At 40.2% G+C, this 21,764-nt stretch carries 17 protein-coding genes and 1 tRNA gene; 9 read left to right on the forward strand and 9 right to left on the reverse strand.

Going from position 1 to position 21,764, the window contains the following annotated elements:
- On the forward strand, nucleotides 1-1,263 hold the full coding sequence (locus BCU68_RS09545) for a HAMP domain-containing sensor histidine kinase (protein ID WP_102564542.1): 1,263 nt from the start codon (nucleotides 1-3) through the stop codon (nucleotides 1,261-1,263).
- A gap of 34 nt (nucleotides 1,264-1,297) precedes the next feature.
- Here BCU68_RS09545 and BCU68_RS09550 read toward each other — a convergent pair whose 3' ends face one another.
- Nucleotides 1,298-1,822: a metal-dependent hydrolase gene (locus tag BCU68_RS09550; protein WP_102564543.1), complete on the reverse strand. Its 525-nt coding sequence runs from the start codon at nucleotides 1,820-1,822 to the stop codon at nucleotides 1,298-1,300.
- Between the two features lie 254 nt (nucleotides 1,823-2,076).
- Between BCU68_RS09550 and BCU68_RS09555 the strand changes: the two genes are divergently transcribed.
- Nucleotides 2,077-3,306 carry a M20/M25/M40 family metallo-hydrolase gene (locus BCU68_RS09555; protein WP_102564544.1) on the forward strand — a complete coding sequence of 410 codons (1,230 nt, stop codon included), beginning with the start codon at nucleotides 2,077-2,079 and terminating at the stop codon, nucleotides 3,304-3,306.
- Nucleotides 3,307-3,444: 138 nt separating this feature from the next.
- Here BCU68_RS09555 and BCU68_RS09560 read toward each other — a convergent pair whose 3' ends face one another.
- The 5 genes from BCU68_RS09560 to BCU68_RS09580 form a co-directional block, all read right to left on the reverse strand.
- Entirely contained in the window at nucleotides 3,445-4,644 is a 1,200-nt protein-coding gene (locus BCU68_RS09560) for a multidrug effflux MFS transporter (protein ID WP_102564579.1), read from the reverse strand.
- A gap of 199 nt (nucleotides 4,645-4,843) precedes the next feature.
- On the reverse strand, nucleotides 4,844-6,403 hold the full coding sequence (locus BCU68_RS09565; protein ID WP_241901330.1) for a carboxylesterase family protein: 1,560 nt from the start codon (nucleotides 6,401-6,403) through the stop codon (nucleotides 4,844-4,846).
- A 36-nt stretch (nucleotides 6,404-6,439) separates the two neighbouring features.
- Nucleotides 6,440-6,658 (reverse strand): DUF2798 domain-containing protein, encoded by a 219-nt coding sequence (locus tag BCU68_RS09570; RefSeq protein ID WP_102564545.1) that lies wholly within the window; start codon nucleotides 6,656-6,658, stop codon nucleotides 6,440-6,442.
- A gap of 313 nt (nucleotides 6,659-6,971) precedes the next feature.
- The gene (locus BCU68_RS09575; RefSeq protein WP_102564546.1) at nucleotides 6,972-7,901 is read right to left on the reverse strand and encodes an aminoimidazole riboside kinase; all 930 of its coding nucleotides are present in this window, start codon (nucleotides 7,899-7,901) and stop codon (nucleotides 6,972-6,974) included.
- Nucleotides 7,902-8,005: 104 nt separating this feature from the next.
- Nucleotides 8,006-9,451, reverse strand: a complete 1,446-nt coding sequence (locus BCU68_RS09580) for a sucrose-specific PTS transporter subunit IIBC (RefSeq protein ID WP_102564547.1) — start codon at nucleotides 9,449-9,451, stop codon at nucleotides 8,006-8,008.
- 208 nt (nucleotides 9,452-9,659) lie between these two features.
- On the opposite strand from BCU68_RS09580, the gene BCU68_RS09585 reads away from it, so the two are divergent.
- The 5 genes from BCU68_RS09585 (at nucleotide 9,660) to BCU68_RS09605 (ending at nucleotide 16,783) form a co-directional block, all read left to right on the forward strand.
- The gene (locus BCU68_RS09585) at nucleotides 9,660-10,646 is read left to right on the forward strand and encodes a LacI family DNA-binding transcriptional regulator (protein ID WP_102564548.1); all 987 of its coding nucleotides are present in this window, start codon (nucleotides 9,660-9,662) and stop codon (nucleotides 10,644-10,646) included.
- Between the two features lie 177 nt (nucleotides 10,647-10,823).
- Nucleotides 10,824-12,440, forward strand: a complete 1,617-nt coding sequence (locus BCU68_RS09590; protein ID WP_102564581.1) for a glycoside hydrolase family 32 protein — start codon at nucleotides 10,824-10,826, stop codon at nucleotides 12,438-12,440.
- A 470-nt stretch (nucleotides 12,441-12,910) separates the two neighbouring features.
- On the forward strand, nucleotides 12,911-14,302 hold the full coding sequence (locus tag BCU68_RS09595) for a carbohydrate porin (RefSeq protein ID WP_102564549.1): 1,392 nt from the start codon (nucleotides 12,911-12,913) through the stop codon (nucleotides 14,300-14,302).
- A 175-nt stretch (nucleotides 14,303-14,477) separates the two neighbouring features.
- On the forward strand, nucleotides 14,478-14,909 hold the full coding sequence (locus tag BCU68_RS09600; protein WP_102564550.1) for a copper resistance protein NlpE N-terminal domain-containing protein: 432 nt from the start codon (nucleotides 14,478-14,480) through the stop codon (nucleotides 14,907-14,909).
- 269 nt (nucleotides 14,910-15,178) lie between these two features.
- Nucleotides 15,179-16,783: a BCCT family transporter gene (locus tag BCU68_RS09605; protein WP_102564551.1), complete on the forward strand. Its 1,605-nt coding sequence runs from the start codon at nucleotides 15,179-15,181 to the stop codon at nucleotides 16,781-16,783.
- A gap of 219 nt (nucleotides 16,784-17,002) precedes the next feature.
- On the opposite strand, the gene BCU68_RS09610 is transcribed toward BCU68_RS09605, so the two are convergent.
- A tRNA-Ser gene (locus BCU68_RS09610) sits at nucleotides 17,003-17,093 on the reverse strand.
- 322 nt (nucleotides 17,094-17,415) lie between these two features.
- Here BCU68_RS09610 and BCU68_RS09615 point away from each other — a divergent pair.
- A complete protein-coding gene (locus BCU68_RS09615) occupies nucleotides 17,416-18,099 on the forward strand; it encodes a MaoC family dehydratase (protein WP_102564552.1) in 684 nt (227 codons plus the stop codon).
- Between the two features lie 60 nt (nucleotides 18,100-18,159).
- On the opposite strand, the gene BCU68_RS09620 is transcribed toward BCU68_RS09615, so the two are convergent.
- Nucleotides 18,160-18,981 carry a phosphate ABC transporter substrate-binding protein gene (locus tag BCU68_RS09620; protein ID WP_102564553.1) on the reverse strand — a complete coding sequence of 274 codons (822 nt, stop codon included), beginning with the start codon at nucleotides 18,979-18,981 and terminating at the stop codon, nucleotides 18,160-18,162.
- A gap of 135 nt (nucleotides 18,982-19,116) precedes the next feature.
- Here BCU68_RS09620 and BCU68_RS09625 point away from each other — a divergent pair, with 135 nt between their 5' ends.
- Nucleotides 19,117-19,458, forward strand: coding sequence for a DUF3024 domain-containing protein (locus BCU68_RS09625; protein ID WP_102564554.1), 342 nt, complete (start codon nucleotides 19,117-19,119; stop codon nucleotides 19,456-19,458).
- Between the two features lie 100 nt (nucleotides 19,459-19,558).
- Here BCU68_RS09625 and rnb read toward each other — a convergent pair whose 3' ends face one another.
- Nucleotides 19,559-21,565, reverse strand: coding sequence for an exoribonuclease II (rnb, locus tag BCU68_RS09630; protein WP_102564555.1), 2,007 nt, complete (start codon nucleotides 21,563-21,565; stop codon nucleotides 19,559-19,561).
- Between the last annotated feature and the right edge of the window lie 199 nt (nucleotides 21,566-21,764).

Raw genomic sequence — 21,764 nt, forward strand, 5'->3', positions numbered from 1 at the left:
ATGAAACTACAACCAAGTTTAAAGCTGTATGTTATCGGTGGAATACTCTTTACTGGTATCGCTTCTATTTTGGCCATGTCTGCTATTGGCGTTAGTTTTTTTTTCTTAGGTATGGATGTGGCAATGACGGGCTCTATCCAAAACCAAGCCTATCATACCGATGTTGAAGATGGTCACCCCTTTCATTTGAGTGATTTAACCATTGCCAGTCGTTGGCAAGATTTACCCGTCATTATTCAAGACAACTTTGATGAAACGTTGTTAGTCGATAATGAAATGTCAAAAACCTTTGATAGATTACCGATATTCACTATGCCTAAGCAAGGGTTGTTTGTGATCAGAATGTCACACGATAATGACGTTCGCTACGCTTCTATTATTCTCAATGAGAAGACTAACTTTGCCTTCGAAAAAGGCGAGCTACCGCATTTCTTTTATATTATCTTTTTAGCCATCGCCATCATTGTCTTATTTGCATCCGTGATCTTTTTTATCCTACGGCGGGTAACTGTGCCTGTTGAGCGATTAAAAAATTGGGCTAAGTCACTTGATAAAGAAAAATTGCAACAGCCTGCCCCTAGCTTTCATTATAGTGAGTTAGATACGCTCGCCATTATCATTCAATCAAGTTTACAAGATGTACAAGCCGGCCTTGATAGAGAGCAACAGTTTCTCGGTTATGCAAGCCATGAATTGCGCACACCGATTGCAGTGATACGCACCAATGCAGAGCTATTGCGTAAAATGGTTGAAAAAGGCATTAGTACTGACAAGCAAATAGCCGTTATTGATCGGATTGAAAGATCAGGGTTAACAATGACGGATCTAACGGAAACCTTGTTATGGTTAAATCGCAATCAAGATAAAGTAGTGCAAGAAAGGCAGCTATGCTTAGGCGATCTAGCACAACAAATTAATCAAGAAGTGCAATACTTATTGACTGGTAAAGCTGTTGAAGTGGCTATCTCGACGGATCACTCACTCCATCACTTACCTGAACCGCTTTGTCGCATTATTATCACTAACCTTATTCGTAACGCATTTCAGCATACACAACAGGGTAAGGTGGTGATTAAGCAAGTAGAGCGAAAACTGACGATTACCAATATTGATCAGTTTGGATCGGGAGAGGAATCAAATTTAGGCTTTGGATTAGGGCTTGAATTAACGGCAAAACTCGTGAACCAATATGGTTGGCATTACCATAATCAAGCCATTGAAGGAGGACGTTACGTCGAGCTCTCTTTTGATCGCAATGAATAAACCGCTTTGGATATCGAGTCGATGTTTTGTACGGCTACAGATGGTTTAAGGCTCTGATCACTTGTGGGTATAAGCTCATTATTACTTCGTTGTCTCTGCCGTATAACCAAACCGTAAATGCACATAAAGTCCACGTTGTGCAGTTCTCTAAAAATGAGTTTGATGCCGGTGTTAATGGCACTCTAAATTTAATGGTAATCGGCCATAAGAAATTCACACCAGATTTAGTACAAGCATCACCAATTAAATGCATGACGAAACCGAATGTTAACGAACAAGCGAAGTTAAAGTTAAATTGCGAGGCGAGATAAAAAACACCTGCGGCAGCGAATAAAGAGTGCACTGCGCCTCTATGCCCAAACATCTTTTGAATGGGGACGGATATAAAGGGAAAGATCCGGCCTAATGTTGAAGTGCGACAATCAAGGTCGGGTAATAAAGTGCCTACCATAGCAATCAGTAAACCGGTTGGAATGTCCATCCAAGTCCACGATTCAAAATAGTGGTGGCAAATCAAATATGCCGAGCCAGTTGTTAGTTGATGGTTAATTCCTTTCATGTAGCACGCAAATAAAACCTATGTATAAAAAGACAGTAGATAATACAGGATAATCATCTGATGTCTTGACTAACTGCATATCTTTCGCCTTGAAAGGTTAATCGTTGTGCTATTTGTTGTTTTTATCATCTGGCTATTGGTCTGCGTGGTCATTTTTATCGAATGAATGAAAATATTTCTCATAATTGCTTGAAGTTCGCTGTAGCACTCATTAACGTAACCATAATAATTAATAAACGAATATCGAGTAATTCATGACCACACAAAGTAATAATGGCGAGAAAGCGCAAGTTTGGACAACGCCAATGGCTCAAGATCAATTTGATTTTATGTCAAAGGTATTAGCATCTCCTTCACCAATTGGATTTGAAGCGGCAATGAGTTATGGCGTGATCAAGCCTGAGTTTGAATCTTTCATGCCACAAGGATGGGGTATTCACCAGTTTAAATCGAATGCGAGCATCGTGTTTGATTCTCACCCAGGTCGTGATGATTTAACCAGCGTAATGATTGTTGGTCATGCTGATAAAATTCGCATGCAAGTACGCAAAATCGATAATGATGGCAAGGTGTGGATTAACACAGACTCGTTTTTACCAACGACGTTAATTGGTCATGAAGTTAAAGTCTTCTGCCAAAATCCTGAAAAGCTTGGTACTTACAAAGTCATTGAAGGCTGTACCGTTGAAGCGTTAGGTGCGATTCACTTCTCTAGCCCTGCGCAAAGAACCGGTGAGCAAGGTATTAAGCCAGACTCTATCTACCTAGAGCTACATATGCATGGTGATAAGCGTAAAGAGCAAGTTGAAGCTCTTGGTTTACGTGCGGGTGACCCAATTCTACTTGATCGCCCAATCAAGCGTGGTGTGGCTTCTGATACGTTCTACGGTGCTTACCTAGATAATGGTTTGGGTTGTTTCTCTGTGGTAGAGATTGCGCGTAAATTAGCGGCCGAAAACCTAGATAACGTACGTGTACTATACACGATCGCAACGCATGAAGAGATTGGTCGTTTTGGTTCAACACAAATTGTTGGTGAGTTAAAGCCTGACATTTTGATTGCTACCGACGTTAACCATGACTATGAAGCTGCACCAGGTATTGGTAGCCGTAATATGAATCCATTAAAAATGGGTGAAGGCTTTACTATGGGCCGTGGTTCTGTTGCTTCTGAGTTTTTAGTTCAAACACTGGAAGCTGTATGTCGTGACAACGAAATCCCTTACCAAATTGACTTCTCAGGTCGTGATATGGGTACTGATGGCATGGCCGCTGCACTTGCGGGTGTTGATAGTGCTGCAATTACCATTGGCTACCCAATCCGTAATATGCACACTTCATCGGAATCCGCTCATACTGGTGATCTATTAGCATCAATTGAAGCAATCACTGAGTTACTGCGCCACTTCAATGGTTTAAATGAAGGAACAGGCCTAACTCGTGATGACCTTAAAAATAGCCACATCCGTTTAGATAACCTTTAATTGTAAAGGCTATCGTTGCAATAGATGTAGTTGAAACGTACGCATAAAACTAAAAGCCCCCCATATTTACTTGCGAGTAATATGGAGGGCTTTTTTGTATTTGTTACAGCGAAGCTACTTTTTACAATTGCTATAAAGCTATTTAACCAGTTTATCCGTCACAAAAGAGCGGTTTCTTACTAGGAGCCATAACCCACCACCGATTAACCCTACCACTAGTTGAAGTATGCCTAGGTTAGTAATTAAAGATTCTGGGCGAATAGAGACGAGCACCATTCCTAATGAACCACATGCCATACCTGAGAATTGAATTAATGCGACTGCAGAACCTGTGTCTTTATCTTGTTGATCAAGCATTAAGTTAGTGCCAGGTACACGCATTGTTATTACCATTAACGTTGCGACTGCTGCTGTTAATGCAAAAATCCAAGGTGACATTTCAGCGAGCGTTATTGTTAGTACACCAGCGGTTGCAAGTAAAGCGAAGCACAGCGTAATAATTGTTTGAACCGACACACGACGAGACAGCTTCATATAAATGGTTGGACCAAAAGAAGCACATAGAGCATTAAAAGCAAATGCGTAGCTAAATTGCTGCTCAGTTAACCCAAATCCATTAATGTAGATATAAGAACCTGCGGCTAGGAATGCCATCATTGCAATTGGTACAATCGAAAAAATTACCAGTAAAGTCACGAATTGGGGATTCTTTAAAACCACACCAAGGCGAGTCCAAGAGTGCAAAATAGAGCCGTTGTATTTAGTTTCAAGGGTCTCTTCATAGCAAAAAGCTAATATTGAAGCAAAAGAACCAAACACCGCGAGAGTAACAAACATCATTCGCCAAGATGCTATCTGCAGTAAAAAAGCACCAAGAACAGGGGCGATCATCGGAGCGATAATTACCAACGACATGATCGTAGCCATGATCTTTTGACGTTCACGACCATCATATAAATCTTTAACAATAGCCGTGGCAACAACAGTAATAGCACTGCCAGCAAACGCTTGTATAACACGAGCAAGAATGAGCTGTTCAATACTACCAGCCATTGAACAGAAGATGCTGGCGATCATATAACCGGCAAGACCTGTGATTAAAATAGGCTTTCGACCAAATTTCTCACTGAGTGGTCCCCAGAACAATAAGCCCATGGCATAGGTAATAAAGTAACTACTCAGTGTTAGGTTTACCATTGCTTGATCGGTATTAAAGATGTCGACCATCTGAGGCAGGGCAGGTAGGTACAGGTCAATCGTCAATGGTGGAAATGCACTAATGATGACAAGGAAAAATAATGTGCCTTTTGTACCTAATATAGATTGTGCTTTTTTCAAGAGTGTATTTCCAAAGGTTGATAAACGGTGACTATTTAAAGAGCGCTGTAATGTTAAAGCAATGTATTCCCAGCGCAATAGTTATATTCTACTGGGAGTATATTACATCAAGTACCGTCAATGATTTGTTACCCTAACTTGCTGGTGGTTTATGACTATTGAGTGCAAGTTAGGATAACAGTGTGATCATTCAGCTTCACTAGTAATCGTATTTAGCCCATAGCTTGCGAGTTGCTTTACCTGGGTCATTGATTTGCTCGGATAAATTATTAAACTGCATTGTTGGGCGAGTATCTAATGTATAGGGTGTCCAACTTACCGTGCCAAACTTCGCAAATTGGATCCACTCATTATGCATTGTATCAGCGAGAGACTGAGGAGGCTCAGTGCCCACAAACCCTTTTGCTTCATCACTCTTAATTGTGTTAAATACAAAAGGAACATCAACAAAGTGTGCAGCACCTAGTCGACCGCCAAAGGCTGGTGAAAACCATGAAAAATTAAAATGCCAAACTTCATTCCCATTATTTAATAAATGCTCAGCAATATGAACAGCAGGCATTCTAAATGTGTAATCAGATTGAATATTCACAAATATATCACCAATAGAAGCCTCTTTATTTTGCTGATTATAAGCAGCTAGGGGGTTACCATTTAATGATAAATCCTTCAAGAAGAGATCGGTTTGCTCTTTAGTGACACGATCGATTGCGCCACTAGGAACTTGATATAATCGTGCTTCCTGATCGGTACTACCAACAATAACGGGAACTTTCGATGCATGGTTAGCTAGATTTTTCATCGGTGATCCTGTGATGATGTTATTATCAACCACAGGTAGGAATGCAGTACCACCCCATGAAATCATTCCCCAGTCATCACGGTTTTGTATTGTCTTACCCATATCAATGACAGTTGAGACCAGTTCAGGGAAAGGCACACTTGCTATCCCGTCTGTTGTTGCTGCTACCCCTAACTGTTGCGCAAAGTTCAGTGTTATTCTTTCCGCTTCTTGTTTCGTTAAAGATTCCATTGGTGGGCTTTGCATGATCGCTCGGTGGAACAAGCCGTCAGCTTTTTCAGTACCAAGTAAAATGGCAATACTTTCAGCTCCAGCCGACTGACCAAATAGAGTCACGTTGTCTGGATCGCCACCAAACTCGGCAATATGATCTTGTATCCACTCTAGCGCCATAATTTGGTCTAGGATCCCACGGTTGTCCGGGGCATTTTTAAAGTGCATAAAGCCATCGACGCCAACACGATAATTAATCGTCACCACAATGACATCATTTTGGGCAAAACTCGTTCCGTTATATACCTCTTCACCAGCATCTTCACGGATGAATGCTCCGCCAGGAATCCATGCCATGACTGGTCGTTTTTCTATAGCGGCAGATGAATTTTCAGGTATCCAAATATTCAAAGTCAGATCACCCGGAGCGCCAACTAACTCAACGTTACGGCCACGACTCGGTTGAGGGACAGGTAAGCCGATGTTGGTTGCATCAAGCGTGTTATCCCATTTTCCATAAGTTTGCGGAGCTTTAAAACGAAGTTCAGAAGTGAATGGGTTTTTTGCATAAGGAATATCATAAAATGCAGTGACACTGTCTTGAGTTGTGCCGACTACTTTTCCTAAAGAGAGGTTAAGTTCATTAGTTGTCATTGCTGAAGCTGATGGATTCACACCTAAGCAAACGAGTAACCCAACAAGTAAAGCCGTAATTTTTGTCTGTGCAGCATTAAAATATGACATAGCAATCTCGATTGTATTTTTATTTAGTACGTGTTTTTATGCGGTAAGTTTAATAGCAGCTTTGAAAGCAATTTTGCTCACAAATAAAGAAAGGATAAACGCGATAGGCCAAGCGACAATGAAATGGCTCATCCATACTTCTAACCAGACAGCAGAAAAGCCGAGTTCAAGAAAGCTGAAAATGCCGGTCATTAAAAATGCCATCATAAGAGAGATAAGTGCTTGAGCGGTAATTAGGGTTTGTTTCTTTTGCATGAGGTACATCCAATTTATGGATGGTGCGCGAAAAAAAGATATGCAGCACCACCCTGTTTAATCAAGGTTAGTGCCGTGGGTTTGCAAGTTGCAACTTCATCTCGCAGAGGCGAGGACTGGAATAACCTAACCAGCCTAAAATCTTTTCGACAGTGAATATTAATTTTTACTTGAGTAATAATCAAGCACTTTTATCCAGGTTACTTACACTTTTATCACTAGACTATGAGCCCTCGTCCATTTCCAATACAATAGAATATGAGGATAGGGCTCAAGGTTTAACATTCAACAAAATAAGCTAGCCGTTATTCAATTAGCTGTTATTTAAATAGTTGCTTAGTTGGTTATTATTTGGAAGCGCTGTCATTGCTCCTTTAGCTGTCGTGGCTAAAGCACCGCAGGCATTTGCTTGCGTCACAATACCAGTTAACGTTTCTAGCTCCAGCCAATTGTCGGTTGTAGAAAGACCATTTAATAGCCCACCAACGAACGCATCACCCGCTCCAGTGGTATCAATGGCATTAACCGCTTTTCCCGTTACGAGTTGCTGAATTTTATCCACAATCACTAATGCGCCTTTCTTACCTTGGGTTATGATAATCAAGGGAATTGTAAATTGTTGGTTTAGCCACGTTATTGCAGCATCAATGTTATCTTGGTTGGTGAGATAGAATAGTTCATCATCTGAAAACTTAACGACATCTGCTATGGCAATCGTTTCTAAAACGACAGGTTTCATTTCACTAAGATCAGACCATACATCATCGCGTAGGTTAGGGTCGAAAGAGACATAGCCACCAGCGGCTTTCATTGCTTTCATCGCATTGATTGTCGTTGAGCGAGAGGGTTCATTTGCTAAAGCAATAGAGCAAACATGAAGCCATTCACCCTGGCTAAATGATGGCACATCGTTTGGTTCTAAAAACTGGTCCGCACTTGGTAGCACCATAAATGTAAAGCTGCGTTCACCATTTTCGTCCAGATCAACCACAACAGTCGAGGTACGATGCTTTTTATCGAGCAACATATTTTGTGTATTAACCCCTTCCTTAGTTAATACTTCTTTCATAAACTTACCAAGAGGATCAAAACCAACACGACCAAAAAAGGCAACCTCTCCACCAAGCCTTGCAACACCAACGGCGACATTTGCTGGCGCACCACCTGGGCATTTTAAATAGGTATTATCACCATCTGGAATGAGATCAATAACAGCGTCACCAGTGACCCATACTTTAGCCATTTTATTTCCCTTTCTTTTCTATACTTGCTATTTATCTTTTGATTCTGTGGCACTGTGACGCCACAGAATCTGATGAGATAAGCGTTAAATTAACTCAAATTATATTAAGCGGTTTCTGCTGTTAGTTTGGTTTGTTTTAGTTGGTAGTATTTTCCAAGGATAACAGTAGCAGAGAAAGCAACGGCAAAAGAGATCGCCATGCCAGTGATATAAAGACCAACCTTATCAGGGGTGATAGAAATAATGCCAGGCAAACCAGCAGCGCCAAGAGCTTGTGCTTTTACCTTAAAAAAGCTAATAAATGCACTGGCAACGGCAGCACCGATAATAGCAGCGATAAATGGGTAGCGTAGTTTTAAGTTAACACCAAATAGTGCTGGCTCGGTAATGCCAAGCAATGCGGTTACACCTGATGGCATTGCAACCCCTTTCATTTTATTGTCTTTAGTGGTTAAGCCGACAGCGAGAGCTGATGCTCCCTGTGCAATATTTGACATTGCTGCGATTGGGAAAATAAAGCTGCCACCCGTTACGGCAATATTGGTTAATAGTTGAGTCTCAATGGCAATGAAACTGTGGTGCATACCGGTAATAACAAACGGAGCATAAATAAATCCAAAAACAGCACCGCCAATGAAGCCTGCAGATTCGTATAGCCAAGTTAAGCCATCACCAAGCAAGAAGCCTAGGTCGCGTGTAAATGGACCAACAACAGTAAAGGTGATAACACCTGTAATAAAAATGGCCAGCATAGGCGTGAGCAGGTTATCTAATATCGATGGGATAACCTTACGTAGATTTTGCTCTACCTTAGCCAGAATAAATGCAGAAACTAAAACAGGCAATACTGAGCCTTGATAGCCGACTTTCTGGATTTCAAAGCCAAAGATGTTCCAAGCCGGGATATCACCGGTAATGGAAGCGCTGCCAAATCCCCAGCCGTTAAGTAAGTCAGGGTGAACCATCAACATACCTAATGCCGCACCAAGGTAGGGATTGCCACCGAATTTCTTGGATGCCGAAAAAGCGAGTAAAATAGGAAGATAAACAAAAGGAGCATTCGCAAATGTATTAATCATTGCTGCAAGATCAGCTAAACCTGGATTAGCATCAATAAGGGATTGCCCCTCAAGAAATAAGCCATTAGCTGTCAGTAGATTAAATACCCCCATTAAAAGGCCGCCAGCAACGATAGCAGGAATAATAGGTACAAAAATATCGGATAAACCTTTAACGGCGCGTTGGATTATATTTTGTTTATTCGCACCGACCGAAGCGACATCTTTTGTCGACATTTCTGTCATATTTGTGAGTTTAGCCAACTCGGCATGGACTTGATTAACAATACCTGAGCCAAAAATAACTTGGTATTGACCAGCAACTTTAAATTGTCCTTTTACACCTTCTAAAGATTCGATTTCTTTTTCATCAACAAGTGATTCATCTTTAAGTGCTAAGCGCAGGCGTGTTGCACAGTGTGCTAGTGCTTCTATATTTTCTTTACCACCTAGGGCAGTAAGTAATTTTTTAGTAACAGCGGGGTAGTTCATAACCAGCTCCAATTAGTAGGGTATGCAATGCTTTGGGAACGTTTGCAAGGTTGATATTGATGTAATTTAATAAATAGTCAAAAGATTAAGCTGAATAGTGTGAAAATGATCATGTTTAGGTGGTAGGAATCATTATTTATGAGAAGAAGATCGATGCTATGCTATTTACATAGTAATTTTTCGCAAACCATCCCAAAAAGGAAAGCTTATGGCTAGCTTGCATGATGTAGCAAAACTCGCAGGCGTCTCAAAATCGACGGTTTCAAGAGTGATTAATAATGAATATGGCGTAAAAAATTCGACGAAAATTAAAGTTGAGAAAGCGGTTAAAGAGTGTGGGTATGTCGTTAACCAAATCGCAAAAGACCTAAAATCTCAAAAAACAAATTTGGTCGGTGTCATTGTTCCACGCATGGCCTCAAATGCAACAGCGCAAGGTGTTGATGGCTTGAGTGCAGTTTTTGAGAATCGCAATAAGCATGTGTTACTTGCTAATAGTCAGATGAATCATAGTAAAGAGATTGAATTTATTAACATTTTTAATCAAAAAAGAGTTGAGGGGATTCTTCTTTATGCGACGCATTTAGACCAAGATATTTTAAATGCAATCGCTCTATCTAAAGCGCCAGTCGTTCTAGTTGGTCAAGATGGTTCACTGCATAATATCCCTAGTGTTATCCATGATGATTTTCGTGTAGGTTTTGAAGCAGGCAATCGACTAGTAAAAGCGGGTTGTAAACATATTGGTTTTATTGGGGTTGATAATGATGATTTAGCCGTTGATGGTCTTCGTTATCAGGGGTTAGAACAAGCACTAAGCCAGCATGGGGCGTCAGCCGAATTTCATTGTCATGGTAATTTTTCCATTGAATCTGGTTATGAACAGATGTGCAAAATTTTGGATAGCAATACCACTGTTGATGGTGTTTTTGCTGCTACAGACCGTATGGCATTGGGTGCAATTAAAGCAATACAACAATATGGAAAGCAGGCAGGTGAAGAGATCAAGGTGCTGGGAGTGGGTAATGATGAACTCGGTAAGATCGCTACACCAGGTTTATCTACGTTCAATTATACTTTTGATTATGCTGGAGAAAGTGCAGCAAACTTATTGCTTGAGTTGATTGATGGCAAGACAAATGTAATGAGTAAACTGGTTCTCGGTTTTCAATCAGTCGAACGTGAAACCTGTTAATTGATGTAACAATGAAGTTCTATCTGTTGAGAAGTTCTCATAATCTGAGAACTTTTTTGTGCTCTCTCTCAAGTTTTTACTTTCGTTTATGGTCAAACCTGTTCTTTCAATTGTCATTTATATTTTAATCAATTAGCATTGCAATCGTTCCCAGTTATGGATTGAAGTGAGATGTTTATGTTGAACAGTATAGTAAAGTGTTGTGGTGGTTTGAAAAATCTTACTCGCGTGTTAATCGCTGATGCTAAGTTGATATTTGAAATTCATGATGACAGATTATTGCAACTTGATGGTTCTGAGGTTTCATTTGGTGATGTGTTAGGTAAAGTGCAGGTTATTTACCCACTCCCAGAAAAGTTATCGCCGAGAACTTTACTTGCTATAGGTAATGAGATTAAAAACAACCAGCATACTCTATTAACGGCTGTTCAAGATCCTATTACCTGTGTGCACCGTCCTAATTGGCATGTCTCTCCTCCACAAGGGTTACTCAATGATCCAAATGGCTTTATTTTTCATAATGGTCAATACCACTTATTTTATCAATGGTCGCCTTTTACCTGTACACATAAAGATAAATATTGGGCGCATTTAACAAGTACCAACCTTATTGATTGGCATTGGCAGCCTGTTGCTTTAACGCCTTCTGATTGGTTTGACTCCCATGGTGTCTTCTCCGGTCATGCTCTAACGGTAGGCGATGAGCTATGGCTGTATTATACCGGTAATAGTCGTATTGGTTCTGAACGTGTTAGACAAACAACACAATGTCTAGCTATCTCAAAAGATGGCATTAATTTTGAGAAACAAGGTCCTGTAATCAATAGCCCAGCCCCTATGGTTACAGAGCATATGCGAGATCCTAAAATTATTCGTGAAAAAGATCAGTGGCTGATGTTGTTAGGTGCCCAGAGAGAAGATATGCAGGGTAGATTAGCCGCTTACACTTCCAAAGATTTACGCACTTGGCAATTCGATAAATTATATGGAGATGAACTCGGTGATTTCGGTTATATGTGGGAATGCCCAGATATATTTGATCTTGGCGGGCAGACCTGGGTTGTTATTGGTCCACAAGGCATTGAATCAAAGAGCCTTCATTCTACAGTACCACATCATAATCGAATCGCGAAGGCGACGAGAAAAGGTATCGAAGAACTCGAACTCGATGAATTACAGCCATTAGATTATGGTTTTGATTTTTATGCGCCACAAACGTTATTGACTCCAGATGGGCGCCGTATTATGAGTGCTTGGATGGGCTTGCCTGATGAAATCGATCATCCAAGTAAAGGGTGGGTGCACCAATTGACCGCACTAAGAGAGTTAACTTATGTAGACGGTCAACTATTGCAATGGCCTATTGCTGATATCGCAGGGTTATATGTTTCGGAGCAGGAGATTGAGCTCGATGCAAACAGAGTTGATATAGAGACGAAGTCATTTGATTTGTCATTAACGATGGAGTGGGGGCAAACTTTGCACCTCTTTGAAAATCAGCATCAACATTGCAAAATAGAGCTCGATAAAGAGACGCAAACACTTTTCTTGGATAGAACGCAGACTTTAGTCAACGATGGCGACTTGATACGAGAATTACCGCTATCAAGCCCAGTCGTTTCATTACGAATCCTTGCTGATACTTCATCGCTTGAGATCTTTGTTAATGGTGGCGAACAAGTTTTATCAGCACGGATATTTACCAATGAAGATGCAACATGTTTATCACTAGATGGTGGGTGTGTAGCAGCAAAAATTAATAAGATTCATTGTGCTGTTAACCCTTTTGCTTAACCATAGTTTAGGTTTTCAAAGTCCCTGAACAGTGTGATTTTTTATCAACGCTTATCATGATGCCGCTTTCAATCGATATATTGAAAGCGGCATTTTTTTTACTTATTGAGTGATTTTTAGTGTTACTTCTTATATCAATATTTTTTAACTACAAGTGGTCATGTAAAAATATTGTGATTCCTTTAACAAATAATACGCTTCATTGGGATCGTTACCATAAATGAATGTATAGTCATTTCAGCTTAAAGATTCAGTGCTTGGTCTTTAAGCTATAAATACCAACTTGGAGTTTATTTTGTATGGTTTAATTTCCATAAATCGAATTTCAACCCTACATCTATTCACTTAACGCTATGGGAACGTTCTCTTAGTTGGTTGTTGAGAATGGCAGTAATAAGCCATTTATTGATGTTTGAAATCTAGTTTTAGATAACTTTTTTATTAATTGAATATAAAAAATGGAATTGAAAATGAGAAAAAATATTTTACCTGTAGTGATCTCTTTAGCCGTTATTTACCCTACGATTACATTGGCTGATGTTAGCGTCGAGAAGTTAGAGCAAAAGATAGCCGATCTTGAGTTAAGACTTGAGAAAACGGAACAGCTCGCTATTACAGCAGAAGAGAAGTCATCCGCTTTTGAGTTTCATGGTTATGCTCGTTCAGGTCTATTAATTGATAATAACTTAAATGGTGCGTCAGTCGTCTCCGGACCTTATATGACTCCAGCAGGGACACTTGGCGGTGCAATCGGGCGTTTAGGTGTGGAAGATGACCACTATGTTGAAATGTACCTTGATCACTTAACTAAAAAAGACAATGGATCTTGGTCTAAATATAGAGTGCTACTAGCTGATGGAACTGAGACGAATAATGATTGGACTTCAGATGAAACCTCACTCAATGTGCGCCAGGTTTATGCTGAAATAGGTAATCTCGAATCATTTACTGGTGCGTTTGAACATGCTTCTATTTGGGCTGGCAAACGTGCAGACCGTGATAACTTTGACATCCATTTTTTAGACTCAGATATTGTGGTTATTGCGGGGACTGGTGCTGGTATTTATGATGTACAGTTTACCGATGACTGGCGTGCTAACTTTTCTATCTATGGGCGAGATTTTGGTACGGCGGAAAGTTCATCATCAGATATAGAAAACTACGTTGTAACGATGAACAACTACATGGGTCAGTGGCAATTGATGCTAAATGGCATGATGGCTGCTGATAATGAGGAAAGAGACAGTGGTTTAGAGTCACCAACGACTCGAGCAGAAAGCGGTTATCATGCCATGCTTGCTTATCATGGTAATAGCTTTTACGGCAGTGAAGGTGGTTTCTCCAAAGCCGGTATATTAGTAGGTCATGGCTTAGGTGCAGAACTTAAACTTATTGGTGCTGATGGCGAGTTAAATGAAGATGCGAAAGCGGTACGAATGTTCACTTATGGTGTCACTCGTTTTGCTGGGAATTGGCGTTTTGCACCGTCATTTTTAGGTGAATATAGCCAAGACCGAATTAAAGAAAATGATGAGTTTTTATGGGCAACCGTCAATGTTCGACTAGCACAAGAGTTAACTCAAAATTTCGAAATGGTGTATGAGGGTTCATATCAATACATGGATCTGGATAACAGCATAGAGCAAGCTGATGGTAGTTTTTATAAAGTGACCGTTGCTCCTACGTTTAAATTAGATACTGCGGCGGGATTCTTTGAACGACCAGAGTTAAGGTTTGCTATTTCTTATGTTGATTGGAGTCAAGATTTGGATGATTTCTCAGTCAGTCTAAAGAGTGATGCTAATACTATAGGTGCTGGTGGTGAGGTTATGTTTGCTCTACAGATGGAAACATGGTTCTAATTTGTTATAAAAAGAAGTCATTACCCCCACTTTATTGATTTCTAATACTGAATTAAAGAGTCATCGCAGGCCTGATTGTGATGGCTCTTTTTGTTATTTATATGGTTAAAACTAGCCGATAACATGACCTTATTCTAAGCTGTAGCTAAGGTATCCAAATACTTAGGAAATATTCATGAATAAGAAACCCCTTATTGCTCTTATGTCTGTTGTTGCGCTGGCGGCTTGCCAAGATCAAAAAGTAGAAAGCCCCCAACCGGCAGAACAACCAGTAATGGCAGACTCAGCTCATAGTGCTCGTACTGCTCTGGATTGGAATGGTATTTATAAAGGCAGTGTCCCTTGTTCTGATTGTGCTGGAACGAATCTACTTCTCGAACTGAAAATGGATGGTCAATATTCGTTAGGTCGTAGCTACATGGATAAAATGAGTGCGATGGTCATGGAAGAGGGAGAGTTCACCTGGAATGATGCTGGCAATGCAGTTCAAGTTGGTGAGTACCGCTTCTTTGTCGCTGAGAATCAACTATTTTTAGTAGCGAGTGATGAGCAGCGCTTGGTTGATGATGATGGTGAACCATACACATTAAGCAAAGATATGATGTAGTTGCTAAATATAAACCTTATTAATCGAAGGGTGGCTAAATGTTGCCCTTTTTTGTTGTTTTTATTTAATTATGGTGAGAATTCTGTAGATGAAGGTCGCCTAGGTCAAAGCATGGCATTTGACTTTCTATTAATATCCATCTCTTGGGATTGCGCTAGAAGCTATCATTCAGCGCTTAAGGTGCTTTATGATGTAACTAGCTAATCATGCAGTAATTAGATATGGAGTGTCTTTATATTCATTTCGGTGAGTATATGAACATATAATATATGAGTTTTAAGTCTAAAACGTACAGTATTGATTCTACAGATTATCAAGTAGGTCAAGATAACATTAGTAAATGGGGCATGGATGTCCACAACACTGTTTTTATCGCTTCAATCAGTTTATCTCTTCTCTTCATTGTCACTCTTCTCGCACTTTCTCCTGCAGATGCCAAAGCAGCTATTGATTTTGTTAAAGCGGCCGTCTTATCCAATTTCGACTTCCTTTTTATGTGGGGAGCAAACCTATTTTTAATATTTGCGATTATTTTAGCTTTTTCGCCTTTAGGTAAGATCCGTTTAGGTGGTGATAGTGCAACCACCGATTATTCAACGTCATCATGGATTGCAATGCTCTTCGCTGCCGGTATGGGGATCGGGCTGATCTTCTGGGGTGTAGCAGAGCCAACAGCATTCTTTACCAACTGGTTTGGAACACCTTTAAATGCTGAACCTTATACCGAAGCTGGGCGTGAATTAGCATTAGGCGCAACGGTTTTCCACTGGGGTCTACATGCATGGGCTATTTATGGTATGACGGCGCTATGCTTGGCTTACTTTGTTTATAATAAAGGCCTGCCGCTTTCAATGCGTTCTGTTTTTTACCCATTACTAGGCGATAGAGTCTGGGGTAAGGCAGGGGATGCCATTGATATACTAACGGTATTGGTTACTTTATTTGGCCTAGCAACATCACTTGGCTTGGGCGGTTCACAAGCAGCAAGTGGTATTAGCCATGTTTTCGGTCTAGAAAATACCATCTACTTGCAGCAATTTGTTATTGTTTTAATTATGGGCTTAGCGATTATTTCTGTGCTGCGTGGTATGGATGGTGGTGTTAAGTTTTTAAGTAATCTGAATATGATTATTGCATTTGTCTTCCTTGGTTTTATTGCCGTTTTGAACTTTACAACTGTACTTGATTCGTTGGTTACTGCAGTGACAGGTTATGTGAAAAATATCATTCCACTGAGCCAAGTATCAGATCGTGAAGATTCAACTTGGTTACATGGCTGGACTATATTCTATTGGGCGTGGTGGGTTGCGTACGCGCCATTCTTCGGTATGTTTGTTGCTCGTATTTCGAAAGGACGTACTGTACGTGAGTTCCTTCTTTGCGTCTTAATTATCCCAACGTTGGTGACGGCGGCTTGGATGTCTATCTTTGGTGGTGTTGCTATTGAGCAGGTGATATCTAAAGTGGGCCAGTTAGGTCTAGATCAAGGTATTACCGATGTCTCTATTAGCCTATTTCATATGCTCGATGCTTATCCTTTAGGGGATGTGTTATCTGTTATTGCCGTTGCACTTATTATCGTTTTCTTTGTGACAACGTTAGATTCAGGTTCAATTGTGATTGATTGCATGACAGCAGGCGGTAAATTAGAAGTGCCGGTTAAGCAAAAAGTTGTCTGGGCTGTTATTTCTGGCGCTATTGCTATGGTGATGTTGTGGATAGGTGGAACAGATTCGATTCAAGCACTGCAATCTATCACTATCATTGCAGCACTACCTTTCACGGTTATTTTGTTATTTGGCTGCATTAGCTTGCTAAAAGGGCTGTTAACCGAATGTGGACAACCAAAGCTAGCGGCTAAACAAGTACGTTAATCACCGTTTCCGCTATACATAATATTGTCGACTCCCTTATTAAGCGCTTTCTTGTTTGAAAGTGTTTGAGGGAGTTTTTTATGTGTAAATAATGTGTAATACACGCTTGAAGGCAGTTTTAATAGATACATATGTATCACCCTTATATAGTAGGTGATTTCTCTATCTGCCAGATACGAAAAAGCCCTTGAAAATCAAGGGCTTGATGCGTAAAGAATGTGGTGGAGGGATAGGGATTTGAACCCTAGAACCGCTATTAACGGTTGCCGGTTTTCAAGACCGGTGCTTTCGACCACTCAGCCATCCCTCCGATGGCGCTTATAATAGATAGACTGACGTTTTTTGTAAAGAGTTAATTTGAAAATAAAAATCGTTCGTTGGGTTTTTGTTCAAAGTGGTGCTTTTTAGAGCGGTCTAAGTGTTGGGAAATGGCCTGATATCGGGGTAAATACGTATTTTAGGCGCTGGGAAGGGAATTAATAAAATAATGTTTTATTAATTAACCGGTTGATTTTTATCGGTTAAGCTGCTTTCGGTCAACACGTGTATGCTCGAAAGTATTTGCAGCTTAGTATGAACTGGTCCAAAATTGCTCTGTTATAAATATTTAATTAGTCAACCTGAGGTGAGCGATGAAAGTCACTAATCCATTTAAACATCTAAGCCAGTCTTCAATAGTATCACAGCAAAATGAGCCTATGCATTGGATGACTCCATCTTTGCGCGGCTACTGGGGTGAACTGATGGCTAAGACTCAGGGCAAGACTATTTTTCCTCGCATGCGTGATTTACAAGCACCAGTCGTAGAAAAAGAAGCAGCACCAGTTCAACCTGTGATTGTATTAAAACCAGAAGCACAAGCTCTATATGAAGAGTTACAGTTTCAAGTGGGTGAAGTGATGCACATTGGTGACTGGCTATCGGTTGATCAAGAGCGTATTGATAAATTTGCTGAAGTAACGCAAGACATGCAATGGATCCATACCGATCCAGAAAGAGCAGAAGCCGAGTCACCTTTTAAGACGACCATTGCTCACGGCTTTTTAACCTTAGCATTGCTACCAAAGTTGACGGATAGCGTTGATCCTGAAAATCCGCTTTTTCCAACGGCAAAAATGGTAGTGAATTTAGGTCTTAATAAAGTGCGTTTTCCCTATCCTGTAAAATCAGGCTGTAACTTGAGAGCGAAAAGTACCTTATTAAAAGTCACACCAATTAAAAAAGGGTTAGAAATCGAGCGTGAAATACGTATCGAAATCGAGGGCATTCGCCGTCCTGGTTGTATTGCCGTTTCAGTGATCCAACTGCATTTCTAAATCGGTTTCCATTAAATTTGATGAAAAAGAGAGAGCTAATCACAGCTCTCTCTTTTTTTGCTATTTATTTTTTACAGGAATATAGCCGTATTCAGTAATGAGTTGACGCCCAGTGTCAGAGCTTAAGAATTTGATAAACCCTTTGCTGTCATCATTTAGTTTGTCTTTCTTATTGATCAATAAGAATGGACGAGATAACTCATACTTACCTGAAGAGATATTCTCAGCAGTCGGAGCAATCCCTTCAAAGGTTATTGCTTTAACAGATTGGTCGATAGAACCTGTAGAGATAAAACCAATAGCGTGAGGGTTATGGTTAACAATGGTTTTTACCATGCTGTTACTGTTAACAACTAAGTTTGTTGGGTCGATATTTGAAACAAGGCGATTGTTAATGATCTTCGTAAGACCTAATAAGCTTTCAAAGCTGTAACGAGAACCTGACGATGCTTCACGTGTCACAACGGCAATTGGTTTATCTTTGCCACCTACTTCTTTCCAGTTTTTGATATCGCCTTTATAAATGCTAAATAGTTGCTCTCTAGAGAGGTTAGTAATGGTATTTGATACATTAGCAACAACAGCTAGACCATCAAAGGCAATTGGGAATGCTTCCATTTCTTCTGTCAGTTCACGCTCAGTTAGATAGCGTGAGCTCATACCAATATCAACGATATCTTTTTCCACTAGAGTAATGCCAGCAGTAGAACCAATACCTTGTACAGCAATGTAAGGCTCAGGTTTTTGTTGATTATAAGCTTCTGCAAGAACATCCATAACGCGTGCAACAGATGTTGAGCCTGCAATATTAATATCTTTAGCTGCGGCAGTAGGAATAGAGATGGCTAAAGCTAATAAGCTAGCCAGAGTAACTCGTAACATAAAAACTCCAAAAATTATAAGACTGCGAATATCATATGTCGATTAGGTTACACTTTTGTGAAAGAAGAAGAATGACATGAATTCACTTTATCTTCTAAACTAAATGCAAAGGATGTGAGCTCTGTGGAGAGTATTATGATAACGAACATAAGGCATAATCGATTAATGAAGCTGGCGGATGATCTGTGTATTAACCGCAACCAGAACCACCCAGTAGAATTAGGTAAGTCACTTTTTGAGCCTTACCCAGAAGGTGTTGAGTTTTTAAAAGCGCACTATTTGCTTGATTCAGTACATAGTGAGTATACCAAGCCAATAGCAAGGCTAGTACATGACATCGTAGATGAAACTTGGCTTTTATGGTTTGTTGATGAAAAAGAGGAGTGGGTTGTCTATCCTTATCTTAACCAGCCAGCGTCATTAGAAGTGCTATTGACCGAAATCAAGTATGACCCACAAGGTCTGATATGGGGTTAAATTAAACTTATGGTTGATCTTATCTATAAATAAAAAAGCGCTATTCGAATAAACGATAGCGCTTTAGTTTTAGTAAAAGTAAACAAGAACGAGTTTTACATTAAGCTTGCTCGTTGCTATCTGTTTCGTTCATTTCTTTTAAATCAGCAAAAACTTCACTAGGCTTAGCGATGATGTTACGACTTTCTTGATTGACTTCGTTAAGTACCACTTCAAGCGTATCACCAAGGCGATAAACCACTTCTTTATCGATTGATAGTGTTCCGTTCTCACCATTACATTCAATACGTTCTTTATTATCTAAAACAAGAGAACCAGGAATGAAGGCTGCTGCACCGTTTGCAACCAAGCGAACACGCATACCAGCACGGTTTATATCGAAAATTTCTGCGACAAAGCGAGTTTCTTTCTTTGGTTCATCACATAAAGTACGTGCGTATAACCAATCGCCAACATTGCGCTCCGCCATATTGTGGTGACGACGGTGCAGAGCAAGTTCTTCACCAACGGTATCATCAGGTAATTGAATTGGCGCTTTACCTAAGATGTGAGCTTTAAGCATGCGGTGGTTGATCATATCACCATATTTACGGATAGGAGAGGTCCAAGTCGCGTAAATATCGAGTCCCATAGCGTAATGTGGTAGTGGCTGATTATTCACTTCACTGTATGCTTGGCACTTTCGAATGCGATTATCATAATATGGCGTTTCAAGAGAACCTAACCAGCGGCGTAAAGCTGCAAAGCCTTCAACGGTTGCAAGTTCTTCCTCAGTGAATTGATGTTCTGAAATAGGGTTAACTAACTCTAAGACATCTTTAATCTTTTCAGCTTTGAAACCTGAGTGACAGTTGAATACACCGGTATTGAAGTGCTGCTTTAAGATGGTACCCGCACAAATATTTGCGGTAATCATTGACTCTTCAACAAGACGGTTAGCAGAGCGGCGCATATCAGCATGAATAGCCACAACATCATTGTCTTCACTCAACTCGAAACGATAATCTGGTCGATCAGGGAATACAACCGCATTCTCTTTACGCCATTTAGCACGAGCTTTAGAGAAGTCATAAAGGTCGTTGACTACCGTTGCGATTTCTTCCGTTGGTTGCCATTGCTCTGATTGACCGGTTTCTAAGAAATCAGAAACATGCTCATAAGCAAGGCGAGCATGAGATTTGATGTTTGCTGCGTAGAATTTAATATCATCGCCAATGATGCCATCTTTACTTACTGTTACGTCACAGCAAATTGTTGGGCGAATTTCATCTTCTTTTAATGAACATAAATCATCAGCAAGTTCACGAGGTAGCATTGGAATATTGCGACCTGGCAAGTAGATGGTAAAACCACGTTCGCGAGCCACTTTATCCATATCATCTTCAGGAGAGATATAAGCGGTTGGATCAGCAATGGCGATAGTAAGGGCAAAGTCACCGTTATCTTTTTTCTTCGCAAATAACGCATCATCCATATCTTTGGTGCTTTCACCATCAATAGTAACAAAAGGCGTTGCTGTCATATCAACACGCTCTAGATCAGCGTCGTCGTTAATTTGCCAGTTATCAATACCAGCTGGTTCGCTATTTGGAAGATCGTTTTGCGCTAGTGTTACCCACCAAGGTGCAATTTTATCATTAGCATCGGTGATTTTTTTAGAAATTTGCGCTTGAAAGCCAGCGTCGCCATTTAAAGGGTGCTGAACAATATGAGCAACAACCCAATCGCCTTCATTAAGCGTTTCAGGGTTTACCCCTTTTTTCGCTTTGGCTTTTAGTTGTAGCCTTTTAAGTTGTGGATGGTCAGGGATAACATGCAGGCGCTTTTTGATAAATTGAACACGAGCAATGAACCGAGTAACACCTTGTTCGATGAGTTTCTCTGGTTCGGCAAATTCACGTTCGTTTTCAGTGCGAATAATAGCGACGACCTTATCACCATGCATGCATTTCTTCATGATTGGTGGCGGGATAAAGTAGCTATTTTTATTATCCACTTCCAAAAAACCAAAGCCTTTTTCAGTAGCTTTAATCGTACCTTCTTTCTTAGGTAGCGTTTCTTGGATCTGTTGTTTGAGCTGTGCGAGTAAAGGATTATCTTGAAACATCGTTACTTATCTGACTAATGTGATTGATCACACTATAATCATTGCGAGAGGGGATTGCTACTTAAAGCCGCAATTGAAAGAAAGATTTTCCTAGACCATAAGAATGTGTTTTTAATTCTTATGGTTATGAATACGGCGTTTTATGTCGATAAGATGAACATTTTATTTCTTTTTAAGAAAAATTTGTGATGAGTTTCAA

Source organism: Vibrio sp. 10N.286.49.B3, assembly GCF_002873395.1.
Lineage (GTDB): Bacteria > Pseudomonadota > Gammaproteobacteria > Enterobacterales > Vibrionaceae > Vibrio.

Bases quoted from the DNA above. Each gene is read 5' to 3' on its own strand.
- BCU68_RS09545 (WP_102564542.1), top strand. From the start codon at position 1: ATGAAACTACAACCAAGTTTAAAGCTGTATGTTATCGGTGGAATACTC.
- BCU68_RS09550 (WP_102564543.1), bottom strand. From the start codon at position 1,822: ATGAAAGGAATTAACCATCAACTAACAACTGGCTCGGCATATTTGATT.
- BCU68_RS09555 (WP_102564544.1), top strand. From the start codon at position 2,077: ATGACCACACAAAGTAATAATGGCGAGAAAGCGCAAGTTTGGACAACG.
- BCU68_RS09565 (WP_241901330.1), bottom strand. From the start codon at position 6,403: ATGTCATATTTTAATGCTGCACAGACAAAAATTACGGCTTTACTTGTT.
- BCU68_RS09570 (WP_102564545.1), bottom strand. From the start codon at position 6,658: ATGCAAAAGAAACAAACCCTAATTACCGCTCAAGCACTTATCTCTCTT.
- BCU68_RS09575 (WP_102564546.1), bottom strand. From the start codon at position 7,901: ATGGCTAAAGTATGGGTCACTGGTGACGCTGTTATTGATCTCATTCCA.
- BCU68_RS09580 (WP_102564547.1), bottom strand. From the start codon at position 9,451: ATGAACTACCCCGCTGTTACTAAAAAATTACTTACTGCCCTAGGTGGT.
- BCU68_RS09585 (WP_102564548.1), top strand. From the start codon at position 9,660: ATGGCTAGCTTGCATGATGTAGCAAAACTCGCAGGCGTCTCAAAATCG.
- BCU68_RS09590 (WP_102564581.1), top strand. From the start codon at position 10,824: ATGTTGAACAGTATAGTAAAGTGTTGTGGTGGTTTGAAAAATCTTACT.
- BCU68_RS09595 (WP_102564549.1), top strand. From the start codon at position 12,911: ATGAGAAAAAATATTTTACCTGTAGTGATCTCTTTAGCCGTTATTTAC.
- BCU68_RS09600 (WP_102564550.1), top strand. From the start codon at position 14,478: ATGAATAAGAAACCCCTTATTGCTCTTATGTCTGTTGTTGCGCTGGCG.
- BCU68_RS09605 (WP_102564551.1), top strand. From the start codon at position 15,179: ATGAGTTTTAAGTCTAAAACGTACAGTATTGATTCTACAGATTATCAA.
- BCU68_RS09615 (WP_102564552.1), top strand. From the start codon at position 17,416: ATGAAAGTCACTAATCCATTTAAACATCTAAGCCAGTCTTCAATAGTA.
- BCU68_RS09620 (WP_102564553.1), bottom strand. From the start codon at position 18,981: ATGTTACGAGTTACTCTGGCTAGCTTATTAGCTTTAGCCATCTCTATT.
- BCU68_RS09625 (WP_102564554.1), top strand. From the start codon at position 19,117: ATGATAACGAACATAAGGCATAATCGATTAATGAAGCTGGCGGATGAT.
- rnb (WP_102564555.1), bottom strand. From the start codon at position 21,565: ATGTTTCAAGATAATCCTTTACTCGCACAGCTCAAACAACAGATCCAA.